Annotated in this window: 11 protein-coding genes; 7 read left to right on the forward strand and 4 right to left on the reverse strand. The window is 59.9% G+C overall.

Annotated elements, in window-relative coordinates; genetic code table 11:
* Positions 1–155: 155 nt before the first annotated feature.
* Both P1S46_09225 and yihA read right to left on the reverse strand, forming a co-directional pair.
* On the reverse strand, positions 156–782 hold the full coding sequence (locus tag P1S46_09225) for a hypothetical protein (GenBank protein MDF1536667.1): 627 nt from the start codon (positions 780–782) through the stop codon (positions 156–158).
* A gap of 4 nt (positions 783–786) precedes the next feature.
* Entirely contained in the window at positions 787–1,389 is a 603-nt protein-coding gene (yihA, locus tag P1S46_09230; protein ID MDF1536668.1) for a ribosome biogenesis GTP-binding protein YihA/YsxC, read from the reverse strand.
* A gap of 250 nt (positions 1,390–1,639) precedes the next feature.
* Here yihA and P1S46_09235 point away from each other — a divergent pair, with 250 nt between their 5' ends.
* The 6 genes from P1S46_09235 to amrA are packed head-to-tail and all read left to right on the forward strand — an operon-like array spanning position 1,640 to position 7,569.
* A complete protein-coding gene (locus P1S46_09235) occupies positions 1,640–2,239 on the forward strand; it encodes a DUF4388 domain-containing protein (GenBank protein ID MDF1536669.1) in 600 nt (199 codons plus the stop codon).
* Positions 2,239–3,735, forward strand: coding sequence for an ethylbenzene dehydrogenase-related protein (locus tag P1S46_09240; protein MDF1536670.1), 1,497 nt, complete (start codon positions 2,239–2,241; stop codon positions 3,733–3,735). Before P1S46_09235 ends, P1S46_09240 begins: the two co-directional genes overlap by 1 nt.
* 16 nt (positions 3,736–3,751) lie before the next feature.
* Entirely contained in the window at positions 3,752–4,582 is an 831-nt protein-coding gene (locus tag P1S46_09245) for a sulfide/dihydroorotate dehydrogenase-like FAD/NAD-binding protein (GenBank protein MDF1536671.1), read from the forward strand.
* Between the two features lie 10 nt (positions 4,583–4,592).
* On the forward strand, positions 4,593–6,044 hold the full coding sequence (gene gltA / locus P1S46_09250) for an NADPH-dependent glutamate synthase (protein MDF1536672.1): 1,452 nt from the start codon (positions 4,593–4,595) through the stop codon (positions 6,042–6,044).
* On the forward strand, positions 6,044–7,042 hold the full coding sequence (locus P1S46_09255; protein ID MDF1536673.1) for a polyprenyl synthetase family protein: 999 nt from the start codon (positions 6,044–6,046) through the stop codon (positions 7,040–7,042). The genes gltA and P1S46_09255 overlap by 1 nt, the downstream gene beginning before the upstream one ends.
* Positions 7,039–7,569 (forward strand): AmmeMemoRadiSam system protein A, encoded by a 531-nt coding sequence (gene amrA, locus P1S46_09260; GenBank protein MDF1536674.1) that lies wholly within the window; start codon positions 7,039–7,041, stop codon positions 7,567–7,569. Before P1S46_09255 ends, amrA begins: the two co-directional genes overlap by 4 nt.
* A gap of 46 nt (positions 7,570–7,615) precedes the next feature.
* Here amrA and P1S46_09265 read toward each other — a convergent pair whose 3' ends face one another.
* A complete protein-coding gene (locus P1S46_09265; protein MDF1536675.1) occupies positions 7,616–8,116 on the reverse strand; it encodes an NYN domain-containing protein in 501 nt (166 codons plus the stop codon).
* 476 nt (positions 8,117–8,592) lie between these two features.
* Between P1S46_09265 and P1S46_09270 the strand changes: the two genes are divergently transcribed.
* Positions 8,593–9,873, forward strand: a complete 1,281-nt coding sequence (locus P1S46_09270; GenBank protein ID MDF1536676.1) for a tetratricopeptide repeat protein — start codon at positions 8,593–8,595, stop codon at positions 9,871–9,873.
* Positions 9,874–10,183: 310 nt separating this feature from the next.
* On the opposite strand, the gene P1S46_09275 is transcribed toward P1S46_09270, so the two are convergent.
* Entirely contained in the window at positions 10,184–10,972 is a 789-nt protein-coding gene (locus P1S46_09275) for a carbon-nitrogen family hydrolase (protein MDF1536677.1), read from the reverse strand.
* Between the last annotated feature and the right edge of the window lie 465 nt (positions 10,973–11,437).

An 11,437-nucleotide genomic window follows, 5' to 3' on the forward strand; every position in this document is an offset into this window, starting at 1 on the left:
TTAGTATTCCGCACAAGCGAACGACTCAGCAACGCCGCCGGAACGGAAAAGAACCTCGTGAATAGTCCGGGCTAGAAGAGCGACGGTCGATGGCCTTACCCTCACCTGACCTCTCCTATGGAGAGGAATTTCTCCGAAATCGACAGATGTCGGCCTCAGATCCCCAGCACAGACCTTTCGAATCGTCTCCATGTTGTGTACAGGTCGGCTGCGATCCCCAGAGAGGCCAGCAGCGTCAGGATGAACAGCCCGCCCATGGCCAGGAGGATGCCCTGAAGGCGGTCACCTTTTTCGGTGCCGGCCTGCCGGATCCTGGCAAGCTCACGATCCAGGGAGGCGACGGCGCGATCCGCTGTGCGGTCTGCATCCCGCAGGACGATCTGAAGGTCCTCCCATCGCTGGCGGTCCATGTCGGATCGTGCCATGTGGGCCAGCTGCTCCAGGCGCGCCATCTCTTTCGCGATCAACTCTCTTTCAACGGGCGACAAAAGTCCGGCTCCCGGCACACCGGCTGCGAAGTGCCTGGCCAGGAGGGGCGCGGGCTCCACAGCAGATGAGTCGCCTACCAGTCGATGGATCGCCGACACGGCGGCAGTGACGTCCAGCTTCATCTCTTCGATCCTGGCCGGACCGGATGCGCGGCTGCTCGACAGCTCCTGAAGGCTGTGGCTCACCCTGAGAAGGGAAGCGAGGGAGATGATGCAGACGGCTACGGTGACGGCGATCAGGCCGATGTAAAGGCGCTGCAGTTTGACCGGCGCTGGAATGCTGGTTTTCGCCATAGTTCTAACTACCCTCCTTCAGCCTGCCGGTGATGGCCTCCCAGAGGGGAGCCGGAGACAGGGTGCTGTCCTTGGCGGACACAGGGATGACCGAACTTTTTCCGACATCCATGTCCCCGGAGATGACCGACAGGGAACGCAGGCGCTGGGACTTCGACAGCTTGTCCGCCTTGGTGGCCACCACCAGGATCGGGATCCCGCGGCTGGTCAGTATCCGGCTCACATCGAGGTCGTCCCTTGTGGGGGGGTGGCGGATGTCGATGAGGTGCAGCGCAAGGGCCGGGCCCGGGTCGCTGTCCAGATAAGCTTCCACCAGGGTTGCCCACTGGTCAGCCATCACCTTGGGAGCCTTGGAAAAGCCGTACCCGGGCAGGTCCACCAGCAGCAGCTGGTCGTTGACGCGGTAAAAAAATATCCCCCTGGTCTTGCCCGGTTTGGAGCTCACCTTGACGAGCCTTTTCCTCTGCATCATGCTGGCGAGCAGGGACGATTTCCCGACGTTTGAGCGTCCGAACACGGCGACCTGGGCAAGGTCCAGGGAAGAGGGGATCTGGGCAGGGGTGAATGCCTGGTCGTGCAGTTCGGCGCTAAGGATCTTCATGGGCATGAATTACCATGAGTCTCCCGGGGCCGTCAACGACCCCGGATTCGCTACGGATCTTTTTTCCACGATTCCGGGAATAAAAAACTCGATGGTATGGTAGGTTGTATTTCAGGCTTGGTGGACTGGCAAAAAGTCACTCAAGCTTGACGCTTCAAGGCCCTGCGGATATAGAGTAAGGGTTGGGAGAAGCCGATGTGGCGTTTATCCCGACCGGGCGCGGAAACCATGCTCCTCAGCTACCAGGGAGGTTTCCATGGGTTCGATCAACAGCCTTAAAGGCAGCCTCGGGGAGTTTTCCCTCGCGGATATCGTCCAGCTTGTGAGCATGGGTGCCAAGAGCGGCTGCCTGTCCCTTGGCAACGGCGGTTCCGGCGAGAAGGGCTGCCTGTACTTCGAGTACGGCTACGTGATCCATGCCTGCATCAACGGGACCGAAGGGGAACGTGCCGCCCGTGAGCTCCTCAACCTTTCCGACTGTACTTTCGAGTTCGTACCTGATCGGCAGCCGGACAAGAAAACGGTCATGGTGAGCGGTTGTGAACTGCTCATGAAGGTGGCGCAGATGGCCGACGAGGAGGCTTTCCAGGAGCAGGGGGGGCAGCTCGTCCTGGAGATCGAGGGAAGCTTCGAGCCCGATATGGAGGGCGTGAGGGAGGAACTGGTGTCCCTGGTCAGGAACTGCCTTGGCCGGAGAGCAGGGCCGCCCGTCGAGGCGCTGGAGGTTGCCGATCCCACCATGGAGGGTTTCCTCGAAGTCTGCGACCGTATCCGGAGTTACGTGGCCCTGTTCGTGGGCAAGGAGGTCTCGGTGACCCTGGACCGGCGGATGCGTGCCGTCGTGGTGGACCTGTGATGACACGCCTTCCGGCGTTCCTGTTCACGGTTGTCCTCGCCGCCCTTCTCCTTGCCGCCGCGCCTTCTGACGCCGGGGCTGACAGACTCCGACTTCCCAACGACCAGCTGTATGCCCTGGCCTCCTTCAGCCAAGAGCAGCGGGCCACCCTCCTCGACGGACTGAGAAAGGAAAACCCCGACCTCATCCTCACGGACCTGACCCGGGAAGACACGGCGGTGAGGATCCATTTCGGGTCCCGGGGGTTTGTCGAGTTCCTCGGGAACGAACTATACTCCCTGGCCGTTTACGTCCCGGCTGGTATCGAATCGGCCATCTCACGACGTTCCTCGGCCCAGCTCCGGGTGGGGCTGATCACCAGAGACGCCGAAGGTGTGAACATTTTCCTCGGGAACTCATCCGGAGCCCGACAGCAGGATCTCGAACTTATCCTCACCGCTGGAACAACCGATCTGTCCCAACCGGCCCGGTCGACGGCTCCGAAACAGGAGACCGTGGAAAGGGAGACGGCCGGCAAGGTTGTCGAACTTCCCACAAAGACGCCAACCAGAGTGCTGGAAACGATGGAGGAGTCGTCTGTTGCCGCGGCGCCCCCCCGCCCCCCCGCCCCTGCTCCTTCCCGACCGAAACGCAAGGCCGCGGCACCGGCGGTCAAATCGCTTCGGGTGCCTGTGCCCAGGGTACCCCTCGCCCCGTTGGTCTCCGAGGCCAACACCCTCGCAGTGGTCGGGCTTGACGGTCCCCCGCCCGTGCTGGACGGGAAGGCCGGCGACGGTGCGTGGGCATCGGCGGCGAAGTCGAGGATCAAGGTCGGTCCAGGTGCCAACCAGGTGGAGGCGGCCGCCGTATCCACCTCCGATCGCATCTACTTTCTCTTTTCCTGGCCTGACAACGACCCTGCTTCCGATCACCAGCCATGGCTCTGGAACGAAGAGGAGGGGAAGTACGACAGTTCCGCCTTCCTGGACGACGGCATTGCCGTGTGGTGGGGAAGGGCCGGTAAGCCGCTGGTCCCGAGCGCCGCCGCGGAGATATGGGACCTCTGGATGTGGAGGGCCGGCAGGGAGGGACTCGGGCAGCATGCGTCCGACGCGAGGCTGTCGGTGAGCCGCCAACCGCTGCATATGGCCACCTACGAGGACTCCAGATACTCAAATGCCACCTGGACCCGACTGGAATTTGATAGGGGTCGCCTTCCCTATGAAATCGTGATACCTTTGCACTTCTCCGGCCCGAAAGTCGCCTCCTATGCGGCTGAAAGGCCGGATAACAGCGCTTCCGACGTGCTGGCGGCCGGTACCTGGTCTGACGGAAAATGGGTCGTGGAACTGTCACGTTCCCTGCTCACCGGCCAGGATGACGATCTCCCCTTTGAAAGGGGGGAAAACCGGTCTTTCGTCCTGAGCCTGCTCGGCGATGAGGCGTTGGCAACATCACCGGCCTCCGGGGTCCTGACTGTCCGTTGGGACGATTCCAAGTCGAAAGAGGGGGAATAAGGAGGAGATGGAGAAAGTGTTTACTATCAAAGAGAAGATAAACCTGTCGCACGATGTCCACTCCATGGTCGTTGATGCGCCTTACATCGCCCGGAAGGCCAAGCCAGGCCAGTTCGTTATTCTCCGGGTCGGAAAGCTTGGAGAAAGGATCCCGCTGACCATCGCTGACAGCGACAGGGATGCCGGAACCATCACCCTCGTTTTCCAGGAAGTGGGCAAGAGCACCATGGTCATGGGCGGTCTTTCCAAGGGAGATCAGATCGACGATCTCGTGGGTCCGTTGGGCATCCCCACTCACCTGGACAAACTCGGCCTCGTCGTCTGCGTTGGAGGAGGGATCGGCATCGCGCCCATCCACCCCATCGCGCGCGGGTTCAGGGATGCCGGCAGCAAGGTGGTCTCCATTCTCGGAGCCCGATCCAGGGATCTCCTCATCATGGAGGAGGATCTGAAGGCGGCCAGCACCGAGGTCAGGGTCTGCACCGACGACGGAAGTTATGGCCAGAAGGGTTTCGTGACCAACGTGCTGGAGGAGATGATCAAGAACGGTCAGCCCATCGACATGGTCATCGCCATCGGCCCCGTTCCCATGATGGAAGCTGTGTGCAGGCTCACCAAGCCCTATGGTGTCAAGACAATGGTGAGTCTTAACCCCATCATGGTCGACGGCACCGGGATGTGCGGAGCCTGTCGTGTCACCGTCGGCGGCAAGATCAGGTTCGTGTGCGTCGACGGTCCCGATTTCGACGGGCACGAGGTGGACTTCGGCGAACTGAGACTCCGCCAGAGGATGTACCTGTCCGAGGAGCGCGATGCCATCGAAACCTTAACCTATGTGAGCGAGTGAGATCTGAGCCATGACTGATAATAAAGAGAGAGCATCCAAAAAGGAGAAGATCCCGCGGCAGCCCATGCCGGAGCAGCCTGCGGATGAAAGACGGAAAAACTTTAAAGAGGTCCCCTATGGCTACTCCCCCGAGACCGCCATGCTCGAGGCCAGCCGCTGCATCCAGTGCAAAAAACCGAGGTGTATCGCAGGCTGCCCGGTTGGTATCGACATCCCCGGTTTCATCAAGGCTATCGAGGTCGGTGATTTCGCGGAATCCATCCGTATCCTGAAGGATAGCAATGCCCTTCCCGCGGTGTGCGGCCGGGTCTGCCCCCAGGAGGACCAGTGCGAGGTCCTGTGCGTCATCGGTGTCAAGCAGGAGCCGGTGGCTATCGGCCGGCTCGAGCGGTTTGCCGCCGATTGGGAGCGGGAGCACGGCGAAGTCAAGCTTCCCAGGCTGGCCCCCTCGACGGGCAAAAAGGTCGCCGTTGTCGGCGCGGGCCCAGCCGGTCTGACCGTTGCCGGCGACCTCATCGTCAAGGGCCACGACGTCACCATCTTCGAGGCCCTGCACAAGCCCGGAGGCGTGCTGGTGTACGGCATCCCTGAGTTCAGGCTTCCCAACGAGATCGTGGAGTTCGAGATCAACAACCTCGAAAAGATCGGCGTCAAGGTCATCAACAACGTGGTTGTCGGCAAGACCTTTACCATCGAAGACCTCATGACCGAAGAGGGTTTCGAAGCCGTTTTCCTCGGTGTGGGCGCGGGACTCCCGATGTTCATGGGGATTCCCGGTGAGAACCTCAACGGGGTCTACTCGGCCAACGAGTACCTGACCCGTTCCAACCTCATGGGCGGTTACGACTTCCCCCGGCGGGACACACCTCTCAAGAAGGGCAAGAGGGTGGCGACCATCGGAGGCGGTAACGTGGCCATGGACTCGGCCCGGACAGCCAAGCGCCTGGGAGCGGAGAGCATCGTGGTCTACAGGCGCTCCCGGAAGGAGATGCCCGCCAGGGTCGAGGAGGTCCACCACGCTGAGGAAGAGGGGATCGAATTCCACTTCCTTACCAACCCGACCCGCATCCTCGGCAACGACGAAGGCGCGGTCACGGGTATGGAATGTGTCCGGATGGAGCTTGGCGAGCCCGACGATTCCGGACGCCGCCGCCCGGTCCCCGTCAAGGGGTCCGAGTATATCGTCGATTGCGACGTGGTCATCGTTTCGGTGGGAACGGGCTCGAACCCCCTGCTCACCAAGTCCACTCCCGGTCTCGAACTCAACAGGTGGGATTACATCGTCGTCAATGAGAAGACCGGCGCCACCAGCATCCCCGGTGTTTACGCCGGCGGCGACATCGTTCGGGGATCCGCCACGGTCATCCTCGCCATGGGTGACGGACGGATGGCTTCCGGGGCCATGCACAGGTATCTGATGGGTGAACCGGAGCCCGAGGAGCCCGCCAACGAGGAGGATTAATGTCTGCAGGGAGTCCCCCAAGCAGACTGGATTCCATCCGGGAGCCGGTCAGGCAGGAATGCGAAGCCCTCGAGAACTACTTTAAAACGTACCTGCGGACCGACGTTTCCCTCATCGACCGCGTTTTTGAACACCTCATTGACGGGGGGGGGAAAAGGTTCCGTCCCCTCCTCGTCCTTCTGGTTTCCTCATGTTCCCCCAACAGGCTCCAGGAGAGCGTCTACAAGCTCGCGGTGGCGGTAGAGTTTATCCATACTGCCACCCTGCTTCACGATGACGTCGTCGACCAGTCCGACGTCCGTCGGGGCAACCGGGTCGCCTACCGTATCTGGGGCGCCGAACCAAGCGTCCTGTCGGGCGATTACCTCTACTCCCGGGCCTTCAACCTCCTGGTGGAGATCGGTCACCTCGGGATACTGGATTCCCTTTCCGACGCTACGACGCAGATGGCCAGGGGAGAGGTGCTGCAGCTTCTCAGGTCCTACAGCCCCTCGACGACCCGGGAGGAGTACATCGAGGTCATCAGGGGAAAGACGGCGAGCCTCATCTCCGCGTCGTGCATTTCAGCCGGTTACCTGGCCGGTTTCGAGGGTGAGGATCTTCAGGCTGTGGGAGGGTACGGCCTGAACCTGGGTCTGGCGTTTCAGATCGTGGACGACATCCTCGATTACACAGCGGAACGGGGGATGCTGGGCAAGGCCATCGGCAAGGATTTCATGGAGGGGAAAGTCACCCTGCCCGTGATCGTCCTCATGGAGGCGCTGGATCCGGAAAGCAGGACCCGGTTGGCGGAGATATTTTTAAAGGATGGGCCCGAGCCTGAGGATTTCGAGACGGTCCTGGCTCTCCTGGTTAAGCATGGGACCCTCGAGACCACCCTCGGGATCGCTGCGGGATATCGGGACCTGGCCCTCCATTCCCTCGCGGCCGCCCCTGCCGGGCCGTGCCGGGACAGCCTCCAGGTCCTGGCGAACTACGTTCTGGAGAGATCACTATGACCGTCAGCTCTTCTTCTCATCCCCCTTCACATCCAATCGTCCGCCTGGCAAGGCTGGCCATCGAGAACCATCTGACCGGTGAACCGGCTCCGACAGCGGAGGCGGACCTCTTTTCAACGGAACCGTCCGGCGCCTTTGTCAGTCTCAAGAAAGGCGGACAGCTCAGAGGCTGCATCGGGACTATTCTTCCGGTCACCGGGACCCTGGGCGACGAGGTGGCCCGGAACGCCGTATCAGCCGCCACCCGCGATCCCAGGTTCGCCCCCGTGGCGCCGGAGGAACTGGACCAGATCACTGTCTCCGTGGACGTCCTCACCGCACCCCAACCGGTGTCATCTCCCGACGATCTCGACCCGTCACGCTACGGTGTCATCGTCCAGTCCGGTTACCGGAAGGGAGTACTGCTGCCGGACCTTCCGGGTATCGATACGGTGGAAAAACAGCTTGCCATAGCCAGGCAGAAAGCGGGGATCGGTCCGACGGAAAAGTGTGAGCTGTTGAGGTTTGAGGTGAAGCGATATTTTTAGTAGCCAGTAGCCAGTAGTCTGATATCTGACTACTGAAATCTGGTGTCTATAAATTCTCGATCCTCCCCCGATCCCTCCTCTGCGCCTTGGAGAGTTTTCTTCCCCTTTCCCCCTTCCCCCTTCCCCTTTCCACTTCATTTTCTTCACCCTTAAACCGCCGATACATCTCCTCTGAGACCTTGTCCCAGAAAAGGTCGGGCGATATGGAGGTGACCCCGCTGCGGTCGGCGGCGTCGGTGATCTCGCGGTCGGCGGTGACGAGAAGATCGGCCTGCCCGGTGCGGCACGCCTCCATGATCTCCTGATCAGCGTTCCTGCCCCTGGCTGAATAACGGACCGATATACCTCCAACCTTCTCTGACCCTCCACCCAGGTGAATGGCATCGGCCCCGTCGAAGATCACCGTGATCCGGTGCTGTTTTCCCGCACGGTATTGGGAGAGCTGTTCGAGCAGACTCTCCCTGCCCTGGGCGAGGTCGCGGCGATCCGCTTCCCTCAACTCAGGGATGCGGCGAATGAGGTTGTATCCGTCAATGAGAATGCGCATGGGATCAGTAATCAGTAATCAGAAAGAAAACTTGCGCCTGGGTTCCTGGAAATATGCCAGGGATGGAACGAAAGCTTTTATGAATCGCTACCCTTTAACAGGTTTTAACTCTGACGGCAATGGAAGGAGCTGTTTTACGTTTTGGGTAACTTCATTTAAATTTCGCGAATTTTGCGGTAAGTTGTCTTTTGTCCCTGCTTTTTCGCAGTCACGACGATGGCGAAATCACGTCGGTGGCGTGACTGAAAGGGACGGGTAACGTTCTCCTGAGCCTGCCTGCCGCAGGCAGGGGGAAACCATACCCGAAATCCGCCGGCCAAAACCATTTGCGGATTTCGGGTGTACACCGCAAACCGTAAACTGGTATGCTAACAACGTTTCGGAGTACTCCGAAACGCTGCGAAAGTATTCTGGAAGAGGCTTTTTGTGAGGTCGTCTAATTTAAACCTGGAGTAATCAACCTGGGAAATATTGTGGTGAGTTATTCTGCCGGCCTTTTCAGATTGATGGTGGTTTCCATCGCGATACTCGCGTCGAGCGTTCTTTTTCCCGCCATGGCCGCGGGCGAGAACAGCTTCCCCTTGAGCCCCGGCAGCTCCTGGACTTACCGTGACCTTGATGGAAAGGAAGAGGTCCTGTTCATCAAGGGAACCACCAATAGACAGGGTGTGCTCCTGGTCGAAGCCTCCTACACGGGGCGAAAACCCTTCTACTACGTGATCACAGCCGAGGGCATCGGCCGCCTGGAACCAACGTCCCCTCCCGATTCCGCGGAGCTTTACGGTCAGCTGAGCTTTCTCATTAACTGGCCCCTGGAGCCGGGGAGAACGTGGAACTCCCCCTGGTCCGACCCTCCCCTCATCTTCACTGTGCTCGAACGGGGACCGGTCACCGTCGCGGCCGGGACTTTCCGCAACGCCATCCGTATCGGTTATCGGTCCGCCACAGATCCCATTTACCTGGGATACATGTGGTTTGCGCCCGGTGTCGGTTTGCTTGTCCAGGCGGAGAGCGGATCCAGGGTGGAGCTCGTGAACTACGCCCTCACCGACCTTTTGCCGCCTCCCGCGTCGGGAGACGGGATGAGCGACCTGGCCGTCTTGTTCCGTCCTCCACAGGGTGCCAGCGGTGGGCATGTCGTTGCCAGGAAAGGCGTCGCGTCATCTGCCCGCCTCACGTCCGTTGTGGGTGCCGGGGTCCTTTTTATGATGGTTCTGGCTTTTGCCGCCTACCTGCGTTCTGTAAGGGTCGATGTGGAACTGGAGAGCGATTCCCAGGTCCGGGAAGGCGAGGTGGCCCTGGCCTCGGCCATGGTCAGGGAAGGGCTTTACGGGGAGGCGGCCGAGATCCTCCAGCGTCTCACCGCCCGGCATCCCCAGTGGCCGGATATCGCCGCCCTCCTGGGGAGCGCCTACAGGGAGAGCCGCCAGTATGAGGAAGCGTGCCTGGAGCTCAAACGGGCACTGACCCTGAACCCCGACATGGCGGCAGCCCGTCTGGAGCTGGCCCGGACTTACCTTGACCTCGATGACCCGGTGCGCGCCATGGAAGAGGTGGAAGCCGTCCTGGGGGCCCATGGTGAATTCGCGGACGCCTATTATCTGAAAGGGGAGGCTTTTGCATGTATGGGGCAGGATGAGGAGGCTCTCGAAGCTTTCCGGAAGGCCCTGTCCATCAACCCGTCTTTCGAAGAGGCTCAAGAGGCCCTGGAACTCTTCCTGGCGTCCCGGTCAGGCGATCAGGTCTTGACCCCTTAAACTTTGTTAATCGCCAAAGTCCATGCGGGACTTTGGCTCAACGGAAAGGAAAAAGCGGGGTTTTTCCTTTCCTCACGGAGACTGCTGATAGATCGCCAAAGTCTGTGCGGGACTTTGGCTCAACGGAAAGGGAAAAGCGGGGTTTTTCCTTTCCTCACGGAGACTGCTGATAGATCGCCAAAGTCCGTGCGGGACTTTGGCTCGACGGAAGGCGAAAAGCGTCGTTTCCGCCTTCCTCACGGACCAGTGACATGTTTTCCGGTCACTGATCCGGGCGCCATTCCCAGGCGCAATTCGCTCAAGTTGCCGGTCATTTGAACAGATCGGTACGGGCGGACTCGAGAACCGGGAATTTTTCGCGCAGCTTCCGGACCTGGTCCATATCCACAGGCACTGAAAGCACCCCCTCCCCGTCACCCAGGGATCCCAGAACTTCACCCCAGGGGTTCACAACCATGCTGTTTCCCCCCATGACAAGCCCTTTGCCGTTGTCGCCAAAGGAATTGCAGGCAGCCACAAACATCTGGTTCTCGAGAGCCCTGACCCGGACCAGGTCGCGGAAGTGGTCGATCCTCGCTTCGGGCCACTGGGCGGAAACGATGGTCAACCGGGCCCCGTCCCGGCAAAGGCGCCTGGTGAGTTCCGGATACCTCAGGTCGAAACAGATGGCCATGCCGGCGGGGAACCCGCCCAGGTCCGCGATCACCGTCTTTCCCCCCGCCAGGAAGTGGAGATGCTCGCCTGTCATGGGGAAAAGGTGGATCTTGTCGTAGGTAGCCACCGTCTGGCCACCCGGACCAACCAGGATCAGGCTGTTTGCGATGCCGCTTTCCCTGTGAACGGGCAGGGAGCCGGCGAGGTGGACCCCGGAACTCGCAGCCGTCCGGGCCATCCATTCGAGGACCCGGCCGGACCCGGAGGCCATTTGATCCAGGTCCTTGTAATAGAACCCTGACGGGAACATCTCAGGCAGAAGAACCACGTCACCGTTCCCGGGACCGGCTTTGGCGAGGAGGCCCTCCGCTTTTTTGAGGTTCTCCTCGATGTCCCCGGGTACGACTCTCCACTGAAGGAGGTGGATGGTAAAGGTGCTATCCATGGTAAACTCCTGTCGGGTGCATGGGTGCAGGAAGATCCTTTTCCACTGTCTAGCAGCGTGTCGGAAAACCCTGACACGCTGCGTAAAAGTTTGTCGGAAGAACGCTTATAAAATTTTTTCTTCATATCAACCGATGATAAAGTGGTCGGTGAAGATGGTAAGTCACAGTTAACACAATGTATTATATAAAATACTGGACCAGGATCACATCTTCCAACAAACTCTACCTAGGAGCCTGTGCCCTCCCTGTTAAAAAACAGGGAGGTTCTCGGACAGGCTCCTAGGGTAAACAGTAAACCGTTTCCTGTCCATCCAGATGAACCATAACTTGAAAACATCCTCTCCGGATGAGTATAATCAACATTGATAGGGTCGCAAAAAGTCCAGGCGGGACTTTTCGCTCCACGGAAAGGGAAAAGCGTCGTTTTCCCTTTCCTTACAAATCAATGACTTACGGAGTGAGTC

It is taken from the genome of bacterium (genome assembly GCA_029210545.1).
In the GTDB taxonomy this organism is placed as follows: Bacteria; BMS3Abin14; BMS3Abin14; order BMS3Abin14; family BMS3Abin14; genus JARGFV01.

Excerpts from the sequence above, each read along its gene's own strand:
- P1S46_09235 (MDF1536669.1), top strand. The coding sequence starts at position 1,640 with ATGGGTTCGATCAACAGCCTTAAAGGCAGCCTCGGGGAGTTTTCCCTC.
- P1S46_09265 (MDF1536675.1), bottom strand. The coding sequence starts at position 8,116 with ATGCGCATTCTCATTGACGGATACAACCTCATTCGCCGCATCCCTGAG.
- P1S46_09225 (MDF1536667.1), bottom strand. The coding sequence starts at position 782 with ATGGCGAAAACCAGCATTCCAGCGCCGGTCAAACTGCAGCGCCTTTAC.
- amrA (MDF1536674.1), top strand. The coding sequence starts at position 7,039 with ATGACCGTCAGCTCTTCTTCTCATCCCCCTTCACATCCAATCGTCCGC.
- P1S46_09255 (MDF1536673.1), top strand. The coding sequence starts at position 6,044 with ATGTCTGCAGGGAGTCCCCCAAGCAGACTGGATTCCATCCGGGAGCCG.
- P1S46_09240 (MDF1536670.1), top strand. The coding sequence starts at position 2,239 with ATGACACGCCTTCCGGCGTTCCTGTTCACGGTTGTCCTCGCCGCCCTT.
- P1S46_09275 (MDF1536677.1), bottom strand. The coding sequence starts at position 10,972 with ATGGATAGCACCTTTACCATCCACCTCCTTCAGTGGAGAGTCGTACCC.
- yihA (MDF1536668.1), bottom strand. The coding sequence starts at position 1,389 with ATGCCCATGAAGATCCTTAGCGCCGAACTGCACGACCAGGCATTCACC.
- gltA (MDF1536672.1), top strand. The coding sequence starts at position 4,593 with ATGACTGATAATAAAGAGAGAGCATCCAAAAAGGAGAAGATCCCGCGG.